This is a genomic window from Bowmanella yangjiangensis (genome assembly GCF_018531185.1).
Lineage (GTDB): Bacteria > Pseudomonadota > Gammaproteobacteria > Enterobacterales > Alteromonadaceae > Bowmanella > Bowmanella yangjiangensis.
In genome coordinates this window covers 1,208,387-1,225,571 of record NZ_JAHDJU010000002.1, presented here as the reverse complement: position 1 = coordinate 1,225,571, position 17,185 = coordinate 1,208,387, and the positions used below count along the sequence as shown (strand labels likewise).

13 protein-coding genes are annotated in these 17,185 nt (G+C 45.8%); 4 read left to right on the top strand and 9 right to left on the bottom strand.

Going from position 1 to position 17,185, the window contains the following annotated elements; translation table 11 throughout:
• Positions 1-5 precede the first annotated feature (5 nt).
• From KJY73_RS14670 to KJY73_RS14640, 7 genes are read right to left on the bottom strand one after another with little or no spacing between them, the layout of a single operon-like run.
• The gene (locus KJY73_RS14670; protein ID WP_214344451.1) at positions 6-1,202 is read right to left on the bottom strand and encodes a TIGR04063 family PEP-CTERM/XrtA system glycosyltransferase; all 1,197 of its coding nucleotides are present in this window, start codon (positions 1,200-1,202) and stop codon (positions 6-8) included.
• On the bottom strand, positions 1,199-3,103 hold the full coding sequence (locus tag KJY73_RS14665) for an XrtA/PEP-CTERM system amidotransferase (protein ID WP_214344450.1): 1,905 nt from the start codon (positions 3,101-3,103) through the stop codon (positions 1,199-1,201). The genes KJY73_RS14670 and KJY73_RS14665 overlap by 4 nt, the downstream gene beginning before the upstream one ends.
• Positions 3,091-4,248 carry a TIGR03088 family PEP-CTERM/XrtA system glycosyltransferase gene (locus tag KJY73_RS14660; RefSeq protein WP_214344449.1) on the bottom strand — a complete coding sequence of 386 codons (1,158 nt, stop codon included), beginning with the start codon at positions 4,246-4,248 and terminating at the stop codon, positions 3,091-3,093. Before KJY73_RS14660 ends, KJY73_RS14665 begins: the two co-directional genes overlap by 13 nt.
• Positions 4,241-5,692, bottom strand: coding sequence for an exosortase A (gene xrtA / locus KJY73_RS14655; RefSeq protein WP_214344448.1), 1,452 nt, complete (start codon positions 5,690-5,692; stop codon positions 4,241-4,243). Before xrtA ends, KJY73_RS14660 begins: the two co-directional genes overlap by 8 nt.
• Positions 5,679-6,872, bottom strand: a complete 1,194-nt coding sequence (locus tag KJY73_RS14650) for a TIGR03087 family PEP-CTERM/XrtA system glycosyltransferase (RefSeq protein ID WP_214344447.1) — start codon at positions 6,870-6,872, stop codon at positions 5,679-5,681. Before KJY73_RS14650 ends, xrtA begins: the two co-directional genes overlap by 14 nt.
• 41 nt (positions 6,873-6,913) lie before the next feature.
• Positions 6,914-7,756, bottom strand: a complete 843-nt coding sequence (locus tag KJY73_RS14645; protein WP_214344446.1) for an XrtA system polysaccharide deacetylase — start codon at positions 7,754-7,756, stop codon at positions 6,914-6,916.
• On the bottom strand, positions 7,757-9,169 hold the full coding sequence (locus KJY73_RS14640; RefSeq protein ID WP_214344445.1) for a TIGR03013 family XrtA/PEP-CTERM system glycosyltransferase: 1,413 nt from the start codon (positions 9,167-9,169) through the stop codon (positions 7,757-7,759).
• A gap of 173 nt (positions 9,170-9,342) precedes the next feature.
• Between KJY73_RS14640 and KJY73_RS14635 the strand changes: the two genes are divergently transcribed.
• From KJY73_RS14635 to KJY73_RS14620, 4 genes are read left to right on the top strand one after another with little or no spacing between them, the layout of a single operon-like run.
• Positions 9,343-9,972, top strand: coding sequence for an XrtA/PEP-CTERM system exopolysaccharide export protein (locus tag KJY73_RS14635; RefSeq protein WP_214344444.1), 630 nt, complete (start codon positions 9,343-9,345; stop codon positions 9,970-9,972).
• Positions 9,973-9,995: 23 nt separating this feature from the next.
• Complete coding sequence (locus KJY73_RS14630; protein WP_214344443.1) at positions 9,996-11,600, top strand: XrtA system polysaccharide chain length determinant; 1,605 nt, start codon at positions 9,996-9,998, stop codon at positions 11,598-11,600.
• Positions 11,597-12,511 carry an XrtA-associated tyrosine autokinase gene (locus KJY73_RS14625; protein WP_214344442.1) on the top strand — a complete coding sequence of 305 codons (915 nt, stop codon included), beginning with the start codon at positions 11,597-11,599 and terminating at the stop codon, positions 12,509-12,511. Before KJY73_RS14630 ends, KJY73_RS14625 begins: the two co-directional genes overlap by 4 nt.
• Positions 12,508-14,094 (top strand): porin family protein, encoded by a 1,587-nt coding sequence (locus KJY73_RS14620; RefSeq protein WP_214344441.1) that lies wholly within the window; start codon positions 12,508-12,510, stop codon positions 14,092-14,094. The genes KJY73_RS14625 and KJY73_RS14620 overlap by 4 nt, the downstream gene beginning before the upstream one ends.
• Before the next feature lie 316 nt (positions 14,095-14,410).
• Here KJY73_RS14620 and KJY73_RS14615 read toward each other — a convergent pair whose 3' ends face one another.
• Both KJY73_RS14615 and hldE read right to left on the bottom strand, forming a co-directional pair.
• On the bottom strand, positions 14,411-15,451 hold the full coding sequence (locus KJY73_RS14615; RefSeq protein ID WP_214344440.1) for an XrtA/PEP-CTERM system-associated ATPase: 1,041 nt from the start codon (positions 15,449-15,451) through the stop codon (positions 14,411-14,413).
• A 225-nt stretch (positions 15,452-15,676) separates the two neighbouring features.
• The gene (gene hldE / locus KJY73_RS14610; RefSeq protein WP_214344439.1) at positions 15,677-17,095 is read right to left on the bottom strand and encodes a bifunctional D-glycero-beta-D-manno-heptose-7-phosphate kinase/D-glycero-beta-D-manno-heptose 1-phosphate adenylyltransferase HldE; all 1,419 of its coding nucleotides are present in this window, start codon (positions 17,093-17,095) and stop codon (positions 15,677-15,679) included.
• Between the last annotated feature and the right edge of the window lie 90 nt (positions 17,096-17,185).

Sequence of the window (17,185 nt, the reverse complement as noted above, 5' to 3'; positions counted from 1 at the left end):
AACCGCTATAACAAAGCCTGATACAAAGCCGGATAATGACTGACAGATTTGGCCCAGTTGCGCTCATTTTGTACATAAGCCAGCGCCTGCTGACGCATCTGCTGTCGCTCCACGTCAGAACGTGCCAAACCATTTATGATAGTCTCACAAATAGCCTCAGCGGAATCAGCTTTAAACAGCAACCCTGTCTGACCATGCTCAATGAGTTCCTTGTGCCCTCCCACGTCAGAAGCAGCAAAATCCCTCCCCATCGCCATAGCTTCAAGAGGTTTGAGTGGAGTCACCAATTCGGTAATGCGTTTGGACTTACGCGGATAAAGCAACAGATCGATCAATGAGTAATAACCATCCACGTCCTGGTGAGGCACCCGGCCCGTAAAAGTCACCTTATCGGCAAGCTGCAGTTGCTCGGTGAGCGCTTTTAGACGTGCTTCCTCTTTTCCGCCGCCAACAATTAGGCAGTGCAGATTAGGGTTCTGCTGCAAAGCCAGGGCAAATCCCTGTAGCAACACATCTAAGCCTTCCAGCGCATAAAAAGAACCGATAAAACCAACGACTTGCTTACCTTGTAAGTGCCATTGCGCTTCAAGATGTGGATCCCGACTGTCTATCAGGCTGAACTCTTCTAAGTTAACCGCATTGGGGATAACAGTGACTTTGTCAGCAGCAATTCCCCGCGCTAAAATATCCTGTCGTAAACCTTCACAAATACAAGTCACATGTTGAGCCCGTTTCAACACCCAGGTTTCCATGGCTCGGGTAATACGATAACGCAGCCCCCACTCTTTGCAGGTGCCATTGTCTACAGCAGCATCTTCCCAAAACGCCCTGATTTCATATACCACCGGAATACCTAAACGTTTGCCGACCCTGATGGCAGCCACACCATTGAGTGCTGAGGAGTGTGCATGCAAAATATCTGGCTTTTCACGCTCTGCCACAGCTAACAATCTCTCGGTCAAATTCCTGACGACTGCCCATTGCGCCTTAATACCACCATAGATTTCTGGCAATGGTGGACAACGATAAAAATGTAGTCCGTCGACGTCCTCTTCCAACTGTGCGACATCCCCTTGCTTGGCACTGGTGAGGTGGCAGGTTGTAATACCTAAAGCACGTTGATACAGCAAGATATTCCGGGTTCGGAAAGCGTAACCGCTATGCAAGGGAATAGAATGGTCTAATACGTGCAGAACTTTCACTTCAATTCTCCGCCGATCTCACGTCGATAGAAAGATTCAAACATCAACAAAGCCCATAAAGGAGCACTGTAATCTCGAACATTGCGCACATGCTGATCAATCATGGTTCTAATATGGTTCATATCAAAAAAGCCAGAAGCCGCCATATGCTCCGATAGCAAAGCACTGTATAGACGGTCTTTCAAAGGGCCTCTGAACCAGTTGGAAAGTGGTACTGCAAATCCCATCTTTGGGCGATACAAAACATCATTGGGCAGATGCGGCTCCAATGACTTTTTGAACATACGTTTTCCTACTCCACCGCTCAAATTCAGCGCCGATGGCATGGCAAAGGCCCACTCAACAAATTTATGATCGATTAACGGTACCCGCACTTCAAGGGAATGCGCCATACTGGCCCTATCCACCTTGGTGAGAATGTCCCCAACCAAATAGGTTTTCATATCTATATATTGGGTTTGTTTAAGGGGATCCAGATGTGCAACCTTATCCCCATACTTTCGGAATACGGCAAGCGAAGAATAGCCGTTCAGGCTTTCCACATAATCGGGCGAAAACAACTTGCGCCGTTCGTCAGTTCTGAGTATCGACATACTGTTGTGATACCCTTCGACTGTATCCATTGCCATGGACTGAAATGTCGTCTTACCGCGCAGGAAGCGTGGAGCCCAGTCTAATTTCGGATAAAAACGACCTAGTGGGGCGAAAATTGGTTTACGTAACCATAGTGGTAACATTTGTCGGATGCGTTCTTCGTGCATATGCAGGTTGTAACGTCGATAGCCGGCAAACAGTTCATCTCCGCCATCACCGGACAATGCCACTGTGACATGTTTTCTGGCGAGCTCACAGACTCTGTAAGTCGGAATAGCAGAACTATCGGCATAAGGCTCGTCATACAGAAAAGCCAAATGATCTATCAAATCAAAGTCATCCTGACTGACCGTCTCCACCCTGTGATTAGTTTGATAACGCTTCGCCACCATCTCGGCAAATTCGGTTTCATTAAACTGCTCAACATCAAAACCGATAGCACAGGTGTTGACCGGTTCGTCCTGTAATTGCGACATCATGGCCACAACCGCTGAAGAATCCACTCCACCGGACAGAAATGCCCCCAAAGGCACCTCAGCCACCATACGGATGTGTACCGCCTCTTTCATCCGCTCAATCAGCTCGTCGGGTGCAGAATGCTCGTCAATCTGATGGTCCCAATGCACGGGCACATCCCAATACTCTCGCTGCTCGGGCAAGCCTTTTTGCTCGGGCTTAATCGTCAAGGTATGGCCTGGCATCAGTTTAAAACTGTTCTGGTATATACAGTGCGGATCCGGTACGTATCCAAAGCTGAAATAATCTTCAACAGCCTCTTTTCTCAGTGTTTTATCAAATTGAGGATGTCGGGTTAAGACCTTCAACTCGGAACCAAACACTAGCTCACCGGAAGACAGCAATGTGTAAAAAAGCGGCTTAATGCCTAATCGGTCGCGAGCCATAAACAGCGTCTTTGAAGGGCGGTCCCAAATTGCAAAGGCAAACATGCCCCGCAATTTATGCACACAATCTTCTCCCCACTCGAGCCAGGCATTAAGAATGGTCTCTGTATCCCCACGCGTATTAAATTTATGGCCCTTGGCACTTAGCTCTTCATGAAGCTCTTTGAAATTATAAATTTCACCATTAAACACGATACAAGCAGTGCCACATGCACTTTGCATTGGCTGTGGACTGCCTTCGAGATCAATAATTGAAAGGCGCCTGTGCGCCAGACCAATCTGATGCTCAATCAGGTAATCACCGGCATCTGGTCCCCGATGCAACTGCATGTCATTCATCGCTGCCAACAGGCTTTCGTCCACTTGCTGACCACCGGTATGCAGTATTCCCGCTATTCCACACATTCGTCTGTTCCTCTGGACTTAGCCTGATAAAGTGCCCTGTATCGCTCAACCATTCCTGACAGGCTGAACTCACTATTACAATGCGCAAAGAAGTACTTGCCATCTCGCTGACGTAACTCTGCATCCCTTGCGTACTCAACCATTCGTTGGCTAATCAACGACTCATTTTCGACGGGAATAAGGTTGGTTTGATGAACCTCAAGGGGAAGCAGATCGCCATTTCCCCCCACAGCCGTTGCAATTACCGGTAATCCACAGGCCATTGCCTCCAGCAATGTATTTGAAATTCCTTCGGCAAGTGAAGGTAAAACAAATACATCCATATGTCGTAAGTAGGGTCCCACTTGGCTTTGGTTTCCAGCAAACCAGACACTCTGTGCAACACCTAGCTCTACCGATAGAGCCTGCAACTGCGCCTTACAGTCGCCATCTCCCACCAACATCAATCTGGTTTCGACGTTGGTATCTGACAACAAATGCTGCACAGCGGCAAAACACCGAATGAGCAGTGATTGATTTTTTACCGCAGCCAACCTGCCTACCGTGCCAAACACCACCACGTTTTCATCATTCCATCCATCCGGCATGACTAGTGCAGCTTGTTTCACTTGAAACCTTGATAATTCCACACCGTTGCATATATGAGAAACCTTTCGGGGAGGCACACCGACCTTTTCAGTGAGGTACAGGCAAGATTCCCGGGATAAGCCAATAAACTGATGCACAAAAGGATTAACTATCCTTCTCAGCCATTGATACTTCTTATTACTGCCATTGAGATCGTTAATATCCCAGCCATGTTCACCATGAATGCGGTAAGGCACTCCACACCACCATCCCACCACCTGACATTCAAGGGAGCCCAGATTACGGGTATGAAGGACATCAGGTTTCAGGTCACGTAGTAACTTAGCGAGGCGACCAAACATGCCGAAGTCTTGACCGGGTTGCTTCTCCAAGTCATAAAATTCAACATTGCTTACTTGCAAGCGACTGCGGAACGTATTACTCCAGCCACTCAGGGTGATGATGCTGTGTTGGAAGGATTGCTCACCGAGCTGGTTGATCAAATTGACCATGCCGTTTTCCAAGCCGCCAGTATCAAAACGATACAAAACGTGGGCGATATGCAAGGGTTCAGTCACTAGAGAACACCCCTTGATATCCTTTGCTCAGCAACCTTTTCATTTCAGTTTCAACTTTATTGCGACTGTCATCGCCTTTATGGCTGAAAGCAGATATGGCCACGTATCCACCGGGCTGGGCTTGTCCCATAACGGCTTCCAAGGCTTGTACCAACTTCACCTTCCAGTCCTGTGCACTGGATAATTTAGGTGTCATGTAGGTGTATGCCAACCAGCGCTTTTGGCCGTTTAATGCTACCAACTCTACTAATTGCGCATCCTGCATGGAAACGGACGACACGATGCTCCATTTCTTGTCGTTAAACAACCTATTCTCACTATTAATCAGTTCTCGGTCTTGTACATTCTCACCATAAAATGCGAGGTAATAATCCAGGCCGTCGTGACTGCCGCTGGCAACCTCAGAAGCACCCACAAATTTTGGTGACCAACTATCGTTTTCCATTTCACTCAGTTGCAAACGAGCGGCAAAGTCACCAGCCTCAACAATTTCAACCCGGCTGGCCTGATGGTTAAACAGTAAAATGGCAGCAAATACTGCGGTAATGCCAACACTAACGGACAGAAATGGCTTAACCGGAACGTTAGCAGTAAGGTTTTCCGTGCGCTCACTTTGCTCTTCAATGGGATCGGCCCAAATGTTGCCGACACTAAACATGATGAAAATCACAATGCCGAAAAACAGCCAGCCGTAGATCAAATGATCAACGCCTGTGGCATACTTCATCTCCGATAGATAAGCAATAATGACGATTCCAAACGCTCTTAAGCCGTTAGCAAGAATGGGCAAAAACAGGGAGAAAACTAGAAAAATGATACGTTTGCTGGTCTTTTGATAAGTTAAGTAAGCATACAACGCGCCGAGGGTTACAGATGCTATCAGATAGCGAATACCGGAGCATGCAACCGCAACTTCAAACAATCCACCAGGAATAGCAATATATAAACCTTCTCGATATACAGGAATCTGCACCATCTGCAAAAAATACACTGTCATATCAGCAGTCAGTTGTTGGAGATAGGGTACCAATACCTCACCAGCTGGTACACTGAACATCCAAAACAGTAAAACGAACCACAGCACTCTGGCCGCTTGATTACCCAAAGCAGCCCATATCATCATTGGCAACGCAAGAAAGGCAGCCCCTTGCTCAACCACTATGACCTGCGCTAACTGTCCAGCACTCCAGAGGAATAGGACCATTGCTAGCACGGCTAACATCCAATAATTGGGAGCGATTTTAACGGCATTCAATTCATGCCATTTCTTATGTATCAGGTAGATACAGATGGGCAGGATAAGGAAACAATGAGTGAACGTTTCTAACCGAATCCAGGTATCTACCGCTGAGCGAATACTGCTGAAAAAGGCCAATCCCCAAAACAGCAACAACAATATCAGCACAGGCAACAGGCCGATATTTTTTTGATCAGTGCCTTTCATTTATCAGGCTCTCCATTGGCTTTAGCATCTCTTTCCATTGATGGTGTTTCAAAACCCATTCCCGGCAATAATTGGGACCAATCGGACCAGTGAGAAGACCGACAATCCGTTCAGCCATGCCTTTGGGTTCATCTTCAATCCATATCCCCTTACAACTTGCATCAATTCCTTCCATCGCCAAGTGTGTACAGACTATATCTTTACTCATCGCCATCGCTTCGAGGACTTTATTCTGTACTCCCCTGGCAAGACGAATCGGTGCAATGGCAATTCTGGCTTTCCCCAAATAAGGTCGAACATCATCGACTTTACCTGTTACAACCACCCCCAGTAAGCCATGTCGGGCTAACAAACTTTTATCTGGCGCCAGTCCTACCACATAAAACGTAGCGGTGGGCACAGCTTCTCTAACCAAAGGCCAGGCATGATCTAGAAACCACAGCACACCATCTATATTAGGGCGATAGTTCATGGCCCCGGTAAACACAACGTCAATACGTTCCTCACTGTTGCACGGATAATAGTCAGGAGAAAAATACGCTGAGTTTACGCCATTTCGAAGCACTCCGACCTTATCTTGCAATGACTTCGGTAACATCGCTTTAAAAAAATCAGCTTCCGATGTCGACACAAAGTAAACCCGTTTGCTCCTTTCTGTGGTAACAAGTTCTAACCGTTTTAAGGCTTGCCATTCGCGTCGATATAACCACTTCATAAGAAAATGCGAACGTTCTGCGTACTGTCTCCATTTGTCCGAGTCGACATCGATGAAGTCAGTAAACAAATGAACATCTTCAGCATTCAACACATAAGGAGCCATAGCCGTGGCACTAAGCCAACAATTACCCGGATGTTGATTTGCTATCACTCTTTGCACCCAAGCTTGCATTCCCGCACTCTTGTAGTAAGCACAAGTTAATGGCTCGCCTTTGAGCAGTCCCCACAGACAACGCAGCAAAGCACCAAACTTTTTATGGTGCTCTACATAAACTTGCTTGCAAAAACCCTGAAGTTCCCGCAATGCGTTCTTATCAATGGACTGTTCTTCCGCGAAACAACCTAAGTACACATCAAATTGTGTGGACAGATACTCGATCTGATTACGGGTTCTTACCCTATCCCCCTTGAACGGTGCGATAGGTAACCTGTGGCACAAATACAACAGTGCAGGCTTAGGCATCCGACCTTGCTCCGCTCCTAAAGGAGAATTACCAATAACGATTAACTTATCCCGTATACATCTTTCATGGTCGACCAGCTAAAGTCCTCTAACAACTTTTCCAGCTTCGATTCGGTGTGCTTCAAGTTGACATAATGACGGAACCTAGACTTTGCGGATGCATTCTTCAGCCGAGGTTGTTCTGCATCGATCTCCCAGGGATGAAAATAAAAGGAATAAGGTTGGCGTTCCTTATCTAAATACTTTTGTACCAGTTTACGAGTTAAGCCATAGGGATAAAGCCTAAAATACCCGCCACCACCAATAGGCACCTGCTTTCCCATCACCTTTAAGGTTGGTATCGGTATCTCGATAATATTCTCCTTACGCAGGTAAGCAAAACGAGGCCAATCTGGCGTACCATAAAGATCATGTTTCACAGGATAGGTACTGGAGCTATAACCAAAACCCAGTTCGGCAAGAATTTCGAATGCCCACTCATTGGAATAACCAATAGAAAAACTCGGCGCCCGATAACCTGCTATCTTTTCACCGAGAAGATCCTGCAAATGATCTCTGGAACGCAATACATCCATTTTGAATTCATCGGGAGTTTGCTCATAAGCGCGGCGATGAGAATAACCATGGCTGGCAATTTCATGTCCTTGGGCATGAATTTCTTTAATCAGCTCTGGATAGCGTTCAGCAACCCACCCTAAAACAAAGAATGTCGACTTCACCCCATGTCTGGCGAACACATCCAACAAGCGGCGAGTGTTGCCATCCACTCTGGGTTGATAGTCATCCCAGTCAGATGGTTTAATAATTTTGTCGAAGGCTGAAACGTGGAAAAAGTCTTCTACATCCACGGTCATCGCATTCAAGCATGTGTGCATATCATTCATTTAACGTCCCTTTCCAAACAGTACCACCTCCACCGTCCGGATCAGGATCAAAATGTCCAACAGTAAGCTTTGATGTTTTACGTAGTACAAATCAAACTTCAGCTTTTCCATGGAGTCTTCAACACTTGCCCCATAGGGGTAATTAAGCTGCGCCCAACCGGCTAATCCAGGCTTTACATTATGACGCTGATTGTAATAAGGAATTTGCTTAATTAACTGTTCAACAAACTCAGGGCGTTCTGGTCTTGGGCCAATAAAACTCATTTCGCCCTTTAATACGTTCCATAACTGAGGCAACTCATCAATACGATACTTTCGAATAAAGTTACCGATTCGGGTTACCCGGCTGTCACCTTGTGTAGCCCACTTAGCACCATCTTTTTCTGCATCAGGTCGCATACTGCGGAACTTTATAATCTTGAACAGCTTTCCATTCAGACCAACACGTTCCTGTTTATAGAAGACTGATGCACCGGTTCTAAAACCATCTTCCACATAGATGAGTAATGCAGTAAGCAACATAAATGGCCAAGTAAATAGCAGTACCAGCAATGCTAAAAAAGCATTGATACCGTAATCCAGCATATCTCGCAGATAGTTCTGACTGGAAAAGCCATTTGAATAAATTACCCAACTCGGATATATCAAATTAACCACAATCTGTCCGGTTTCACGTTCCATAAAGTCGAGGATATCAACAACTTCAATTCCTCGAATTCGACAATCGAAAAGAATCTCTATTGGCAGGGTTCCGCGGCGTTGATCACAGGCAATCACCACTTCTTCAATGTCATTTTCCTGTAAAAAATCCCGAAAATTTTCATCTACTTTTACATGAATTAATTTTTCGGCCTGAATACCACTGGTGCGGTCATCGCCAGGAATAGGGATAAAACCAAGTAAGTCAAAACCAATTCGGTCAACTTCCCTGCGCATACGTTTTTCAATAATGGAAGCGCGCTCTCCGGCCCCAAGAACAATCAATCTAACTTTGCCTAGCCCCAACAACCCAAGTCGGTTGGAAAAATAACGAAATAAAACCAAAGCCAGAATCACCAGCCCAGAGGCAGTAGGTAAGTAATATGGGTGTAAGGCGAGCTTGATTAAAAATGTACTAGTGATCAATTCCATTACAAAATAGCTGAGCGCTACACACACAAAGATTCGTCGGATAATGCCACGAAAGGTCTCGCGCAACTTCGGCTCGTACAATCCAACTGATAGTGCTGAAACTAATACCAGAAAGGTGAAAAGTATAACATTGAAAGCCAATTGGTTGGCCGATGGAGGAGGTGTTTGGGAAACTTGCAAAATCAATGTATTAGCGATATAGGCAAGATAAGCAATCAGTGCGCCTTCCAATAAAACCAGTATATTTGAGCGTTTAGATTGACGCCGGTTGGCAGCCTTCACAGATTAATTCCTTTACTATTAAAATTATTAGTTCAAAAAGTCAGGCTAAAAAAAGTATTAGGGATAGACTAACTTATTTTGTCATAGCATTATATTGCAACATGTTAATGCGAAAACAGATAGTTTTGCCAGACTTAAGTCTACGAAGTCCATAAGTAAGGAATATGACTAACATGAACGCCATCAGAGCCACTCAGCTAGCCTTGATCATTTCTGTCTCGGCATGGATTTCTGCCTGCAGCGTGAATACGTTGCCGCCAGCTACAACTCATGCCTCGTTAACCACTTCAACTGATAATTATAATTATCTGATTGGTCCCGGCGATAACCTACAAATTTTCGTCTGGCGTAACCCCGAAATTTCAGGCTCATTTATTGTGCGCCCGGACGGGAAAATTACTACGTCGCTGGTAGAGGATGTTGAGGTTTCAGGCAAAACCCCAACAGCCTTGGCACGTGATATGGAGAAAGTACTGTCCAAATATATCCGCGATCCTATTGTCACGGTTAGCGTAACCGGTTTTTCAAGTCCATTCAGCGAACAGGTTCGCGTTATAGGTGAAGCAACAAACCCGCAAGCCATCAGCTATAAAGAGAACATGACGCTATTAGACTTGATGATTGCGGTAGGCGGGCTTACAGAGTTTGCAGCGGGTGACAGTGCTAAGCTAATTCGAGTCGTGGATGGAAAGCAAATGGAGTACTCTGTTTTTCTGGATTCACTGGTAAAATCAGGTGAAATCTCCGAAAACGTGGATTTGCTTCCAGGCGATATTCTGATAATTCCTGAGGCCTGGTTCTAAACCTCCCCAAAGCAGTAGAAAGTATGATTGGATTTCAACAGGTTATTGACCAGATCCAGACCTATCTAAAAGGGATTTGGATTAAGAAGCGTTATGTCATCATCTCATCCTGGCTAATTTGCCCAATAGGATGGCTATATGTCATATCACTTCCTGATACGTATGAATCATCAGCACGTGTATTTGTTGATACTAACAGCCTACTTCGTCCTCTGTTAAGAGGGTTGGCTGTCTATAATAATCCGGAGCAGCAAGTCAATTTAGTTGCCCGCACTTTACTCAGCCGACCCAATCTGGAAAAAATTGCCAGAGAGGCTGACCTGGATATCTCGGCTAAGACAAGTGCTGAATTTGAAGAGATGATTGAGAAGCTGCGTGGTGATATCAGTCTGAGCAGCACAAAAGACGCGAATATCTACACCATTAGTTACACCTCAAATACGCCCGCCTTGGCTCAGCGTATCGTGCAGATCACGTTAAACGAGTTTATCGAATCCAACCTTGGTAGCACACGCCAAAGCAGTGATTCGGCTGAAGAGTTCTTGGACAGACAGATAAATGAATATGAGCAACGTCTGATGGACTCAGAGCAACGCTTGGCGGAATTCAAACGTTCCAGACAACAGGTCTTGCCAGGCGGAAACAGCGACTATTATGCTCAGTTACAAAACGAGAAAGCATTGCTGGAACAAGCTAAGTTGAGGATGAAAGAGCTCGAATCGCAGCTATCTTCCGCGCTCGCTCAGCTTCAAGGTGAGGAGCCAGTGTTTGGTTTGGTTACTCCTGAGCTATCTGGTAACAGCGGTATATCGACCCAATATGATGCGCGCATATCCAATTTAGAGAGTAACTTGGATGATTTATTGATTCGCTATACCGAAGAACATCCAGATGTCATCAAGACAAAAGCCTTGCTGGACCGACTTAAAGAAGATCGTAGAGCACAGTTAGAAAGTATGAGTGAAGCAGCCCAAAACTCAGGTACTTACAGCCAATTTGGTAACCTCAACCAAAACCCCGTGTATCAGCAAATGAAGATCACCGTGGCGAATTTGGAAAGTGAGATTGCGTCAATAAAGGTGAGGGTTGAAAACTATCAGACCAATGTTCAGACATTGGAAGAGAAAATCAATCTGATCCCCGAGCTGGAAGCAGAGCTTACAGGCCTAAACCGTGATTACGGCATCACTAAGTCTAAATACGAAGAATTGCTGCAACGCCGTGAATCAGCTCAGCTGTCTAGAAAAGCCGAAGCAACCTCAGATGATGTGCAGTTTAGAGTAATTGACCCTCCTTTGCTGCCAACCAAACCTTCTGGTCCCGCAAGAATCATACTCTATTCGTTGGTTCTGATTGTAGGCTTTGGCTCTGGATTAGGCGTTGCTTTCCTGGTAAGCCAAATCAACCCTGTAGTAGTTAACTACAAACAGTTGATTGAACATTTTAAGACCCCGGTGCTTGGTTTGGTTTCTCATCGTAATGCAGAAAAATTAAATCAGCAGAACAGAAGACGCTTAGTCATTTTTGCTATGTCATCGTCAGTGTTAATGTGTGGCTTTGTGTTACTAGTTTGGATTGAAGCCGTATATGGCGGTTTCCCCAAACAACTGTTTGGAGGACTGCTATGAGCACAATTGAGAAAGCGTTACAGCGCCAAAAAGCCGAGCAGGCAAAACAAGCAGAAGCGGCACAAGAGCAGCAGCCATCTTCGAATGAAGATGTCGAAACAGAAGTGCAGACACAAGTTAAAAATGTAGTCGCATCGACTCACAGTGATTCTGCAGTCCAAGTAGATAATAAGGATATGATTGTACTTGAGCTGGATGAAGAGGCTTTTGTCTCCGGCTCATCCAAGCGCACAAAAATCAATGAAGAGTTCCGAGCGATAAAACGCAAGGTGTTGAACAATGCATTTGGCCCCCTGGCCAAAACATTGAATAACCCCAATATTATTATGGTCACCAGTTCTAATCCCAACGAAGGTAAAACCTACAACGCCATAAACCTTGCTCTGAGTATCGCTTTGGAACAGGATAAAACCGTGCTGTTGGTTGATGCCGATGTACTGCGCCCCAACGTAATGCGTACCCTTAAGCAAAAGATGCCGAATGGTCTGATGGAATACTTATTAGGTGAAGTTAGTGATGTATCTGAGGTGATTTACCACACCAACATAGATACTTTGCGAATAATTCCTGCGGGTAAAACTCACCATCTATCGACAGAGTTACTGGCCAGTGAAAAAATGCTGGAAACCGTTCAGGAATTTGCCACCCGCTATCCTGACCGTGTTGTGATATTTGATACCCCCCCTATGCTCGGTGTCAACGAAACCGCCATTCTGGCAAACCTTGCTGGTCAGGCCATCATTGTTGTTGAGGAAGGTCGTACTAAGCTGACCGATATACAAACTGCCATAGAAGCGCTAAATCCAGATATGGCAAAAGGTTTCATCGTGAATAAAGCGCAGCGTTCGAAGCGGGATGATTACGGCTATGGATATTATTACTCAACGGGACCCAAGGAGAAGGATGCATGAAGCGTGTCAGCGTAGCTTGTGCCATAGCACTGCAACCTTTGATGGTGCATAGCGGCGAGCTTACGTTTACGCCAGTGGTTGACGTTTCTACACTCACCTATGAGACAGAACACACCAATACGCAAGATAAAACGCATAACAATGCGTTATTATTAAAGCCTTCTCTGGCAACTACATATAAAAGCCAACTGTTAAAAGCTGCTTTGCGGGTTGAAAATACAACCGTAAGACAAAGTAAAGACAGCGCAACGTTGGACAAAGAATTTACCGATTATAATTTCAACTCCAAGATGGGATTGTGGGATCAACGTATTCAGGTTACCGCGCAAAGCAATCGCTCTCACCGGGCATTGTTTTCTGGCGATAGCGGTGTCACGGATCCTATATTAAATGCCGAGGATTTGAGCACTGTACAGAGCAATAACGCCTCCTTTGCGTTCTTTCCGAAGCGACCTTCTTACCTTGGTTTCAGTCTATTTGCGCGAGCAGGGGAGTCACGCAGCCAAAGTACTCCAAATGCCAACAGTGTGTTCAACGATATAGACAGCGAAACATACAGCGGTACAGCCAGACTTTATCAAGGCAGGGAGTTCAAGTCCGTTTATTGGGATATCAGTAATAGCTATCAGAAGACTAAGCGAAAAGGGCAGAACGATATCACCAGTGAAAGTATTGCTGGTAAAGTTGGAGTGGGATTATTCTCTGATCTGCATTTAGTCGTCGTTGGCTCGGATTACCAAAATGAAGGGCTCTCTGGTGGCGTAAGCGACCAAAGCATAAGTTCTACAAGTTATGGTGGCGGCTTAGAGTGGCGCAGAGACTCAGGACGATTTGTCGGTGTTACCTATAACAAGTTTAAGCACGAAGACAGAGAAAGTAACTACGTTGGTTTTGATATCAACTGGCCCCTTAGCACCAGAAGTGCTGTCCAAGCCAGTTACGATAAACGCTTTTTCGGTGATAACTACAATTTTAGCCTGACCCATAATAGTCGCTCTTTGCGGACACGCATGGGTTATGACAAAGGTTTCACCAGTTACTCACGTTTGCAACTGGTACCAGGGCAGCCGGTCGTGCTTATTTGCCCTCAAGGCAACGCACAAGTTACCGATTGCTACATTCCTGACTCTCCAAGCTATGAGCCGGATATTGATGAAGTCAGAATCATCATCCCAACAGTAGAAGGTGAGCTAACTGATGAAGTCATTGTACGAGAGTCTGCATTCATAAACTTAGGCTATGACAAGCGAAAAGTTTCAATCTATCTGAATTATAACTACGGTAATATTGAATATTTGGAGTCAAACCGTGCGCAACGTACCCGCTCAGCTCAGTTGTCGCTGACCTATAAAATGGGTCCAAGAACACGGGTGAATTTGCAAGGCAACTATTCAAGAAGTGATGCTTTGACAGGACTGTCTTACGACCAAGAAGTACGCAGTTATAAGTTATCTTTAGCAAGAGATCTGAATAAGCAAGCCGACGTTACATTAGCACTGCGTTATCTTGACCGAGACGCAGGTGACAATGACCGCTCCTTGCAGGACACCCGTTTATCCTTAGATTACAGCTATAAGTTCTAAAAGTATTTAGGTAAGTATCGTTACTAGGCAGATAATATTGCCAACAAAAACAGGCCTATAATGAGTAATTCATGACGATATTTACCATGATAATAGGCCTGTCGTCTGGAGCGCTTTCTCAAATTAAAATCCGTCTCTAGCATGCCGGTTTCCTTTTGCTTATCCGCATTCCCCAGAATTCTATTTTGACTGGCTAATAACAAAAAAACTAAGTCATACACAACATTTAGTATGCTATTTAAACTTATGTGTTTCGCTTTGTAGATTAGTTCGATTCTTTCACTGCTGACTGAGCCGGTATAGGAGGATACAAGCCTTACTCTTCATCCGACTTCAGACGAACATAGGTCTTATATTTCTTTTTCAACAGTTTATCTATGTACCTTGTCAGCTTTACCTTTTGATTAATGGCATCATCCAGCGCATCAGTCAGCTCCTTAAGCATATCTTTGTAGTACTGAATATCTTTTGGCCTTTGCCCCTCTTGCTGTGGGCTATCAGTCTCCCTGATTGGGCTAGCATCAACAACGGGCGCAGGTGGCTGAATAAACATTTCATCGGCCACTTCATTTACCACAGCTTCCACCGCCTCCTCGTTGAGCTCCTGTAATTCTTCCAGGAATCCATAGAGTAAAATACGGTCGGTCAGGGTATTGATCTTACGCGGCACGCCTTGCGTGAACTCGAAAATCTTCTGATAAGCACCGTCGGTAAACAGCGCACCGCCACGCCAACCGGCATGCTGCAGACGAAACTCAATGTAGCGGCGAACATCAGAGTCGGTCAGTGGTGACAAATGACATGAGGCCACGATCCGCTGCCTGAATTGCTCCATATTTGGCGCACGCAATATAGGCTGAAGCTCTTCCTGACCAAGTAAAAAGCTCTGTAGCAATGGTTTACCTTTTGCCTGGAAGTTGGACAACATACGCAATTCTTCAATGGTCTCGAGAGGCAGATTCTGAGCCTCATCCACCAGCAACAGTGCGCGTTTGCCCTGATGATTCAAGTCGAACAGGAATTTTTCCAGATCCTTAAGAATATCGGCTTTGGTTTTACCGTCAGTATTTAGCTCAAATTTACTGGCTACCATTTTAACCAGCTCATCCGGCGACAATTTAGGGGTAACAATTTGCGCTGCGAAAATGTCTTTTTGAATTTCATTCAACAAGCTATTGGCGATTGTCGTTTTCCCGGTGCCAATACCGCCGGTAATCACAATAAAGCCTTCAGCCTGAGCTAGTCCATATTCCAGATAGGAAAGAGCTCTTTTATGCCATTTACTGGCAAAGAAGAAACTAGGATCGGGAGTTAGTTGAAATGGTTTTGCATTAAGTCCGTAAAAGCTTTCGTACATTAAAAAACTCGCTTGTCTGAAAACAAGTCACTTCCCAGCGACGCAATGACTCAATGCTAAGGCTTGGTCTCAAAACAAGCAATCAATATACGCAATTTCCAGGCTGAACCTTAGACTCGTGCCTAAACAAATTAGGTTCGAAGCGCCAGGGAGTTAAGTGGCCCGTAAAACGGGCCTGAAGCATTTTTAGTAGATAAAGGGAGAATAAGCACACTATTCGGTATGCTAGGCGCCGGTAATCTTTTTAATAATGCCGGTAGTGGACACGCCATCTTCAAAATTCAGAACCTTAACCTCTCCGCCATTGGCGAGTACCTCTTTGGCACCGGCAATCTGCTCCACCTGGTAATCCCCACCTTTTACCAACACATCAGGTAGGATTTCACTGATGACCCGCTGAGGAGTGTCTTCACTAAACGCAAACACCCAGTCAACTGACGCTAGTCCAGCAAGCACCGACATACGTCGGTCTACCAAATTGACAGGTCGCCCTTCACCTTTTAAACGACGTACTGATTCATCATCGTTGACCGCCACAATCAGGCGCTCACCCAACTGTGCAGCATTCTCAAGATAAGAAACGTGCCCTGCATGCAAAATGTCAAAGCAGCCATTGGTCATGACGACTTTTTCACCACGCAATCGCGCAGCTTCCACAGCCATTTTTATCTGTTGTTCGGTCATAACACCGCGGCCGGCGTGCTGTTCCATGCCCACGGTCATGGCCAGCTCTGAAACACTAACGGTAGACGTTCCTAATTTGCCTACCACAATCCCTGCCGCGGCATTGGCCAACACGCTGGCATCAGCCCAACTGCTGCCCGCCGCAACTGAAGCAGCTAAGGTGGCAATCACAGTGTCACCAGCGCCCGTCACGTCGTAGACTTCTTTGGCTTTGGCAGGCAAGTGCAATTCACGCTGCCCGGGAGATATGAGCGTCATACCATGCTCAGAGCGGGTCACAAGTAAGGCGTCCAGTTGCAGTCCGGTAACCAGTTCCTGCGCTTTCTCCACCAGCACCGTCTCATCCGAGCAATCCCCAACAATCTGTTGGAATTCACTCATATTGGGAGTCAGCAGACTCGCTCCCACATATTTGCCAAAGTCACTTCCTTTGGGATCGACCACCACGGGTTTGTTATTCTGCCGGGCCAGTGCAATAAGTCCGGGGGCATCACTTAAACAGCCTTTGTCATAGTCCGACAACAGCAACAGGTCATGCTCTGCGAGCAGCGTGGCAACCTTGCTCTGTAAAGCAGTCTTATCTACCTTTGCAAAGCTCTGTTCAAAATCCAGTCGAATAAGCTGCTGATTGCGGCTGAGGACACGCAGCTTAGTGATAGTGTCCATTCCCTGCACCGCTTCAAATTGGCAACCGATATCCATACATGACAACTTACGTTGTAGTATGGCTGCTGCCTCGTCATTCCCTGTCATACCTACTAACGTCACCTTTGCACCCAACGCTGCCAGGTTTAGTGCGACGTTTGCAGCGCCGCCTGGACGTTCTTCGTTCTGACCAATCCTTACCACAGGTACCGGTGCTTCTGGAGAAATCCGGGCAGTGGAACCAGACCAATAGCGGTCCAGCATAATATCGCCTACCACTAATACCTTGGCCTTGGAAAAATCAGGAATATTCATCACTTTACATCCGCTTTAGTCACTGCTGTGAATTGTATCACAAGGTAATAGCGCTGCGATTGCATAAGCAACGGCATTTAGCTTGAATAT

What these genes read in the sequence shown, in the direction of transcription:
- KJY73_RS14650 (WP_214344447.1), bottom strand. Translation starts at nt 6,872, where the DNA reads ATGCCTAAGCCTGCACTGTTGTATTTGTGCCACAGGTTACCTATCGCA.
- KJY73_RS14625 (WP_214344442.1), top strand. Translation starts at nt 11,597, where the DNA reads ATGAGCACAATTGAGAAAGCGTTACAGCGCCAAAAAGCCGAGCAGGCA.
- KJY73_RS14665 (WP_214344450.1), bottom strand. Translation starts at nt 3,103, where the DNA reads ATGTGTGGAATAGCGGGAATACTGCATACCGGTGGTCAGCAAGTGGAC.
- KJY73_RS14645 (WP_214344446.1), bottom strand. Translation starts at nt 7,756, where the DNA reads ATGAATGATATGCACACATGCTTGAATGCGATGACCGTGGATGTAGAA.
- KJY73_RS14615 (WP_214344440.1), bottom strand. Translation starts at nt 15,451, where the DNA reads ATGTACGAAAGCTTTTACGGACTTAATGCAAAACCATTTCAACTAACT.
- KJY73_RS14620 (WP_214344441.1), top strand. Translation starts at nt 12,508, where the DNA reads ATGAAGCGTGTCAGCGTAGCTTGTGCCATAGCACTGCAACCTTTGATG.
- hldE (WP_214344439.1), bottom strand. Translation starts at nt 17,095, where the DNA reads ATGAATATTCCTGATTTTTCCAAGGCCAAGGTATTAGTGGTAGGCGAT.
- KJY73_RS14630 (WP_214344443.1), top strand. Translation starts at nt 9,996, where the DNA reads ATGATTGGATTTCAACAGGTTATTGACCAGATCCAGACCTATCTAAAA.
- KJY73_RS14635 (WP_214344444.1), top strand. Translation starts at nt 9,343, where the DNA reads ATGAACGCCATCAGAGCCACTCAGCTAGCCTTGATCATTTCTGTCTCG.
- xrtA (WP_214344448.1), bottom strand. Translation starts at nt 5,692, where the DNA reads ATGAAAGGCACTGATCAAAAAAATATCGGCCTGTTGCCTGTGCTGATA.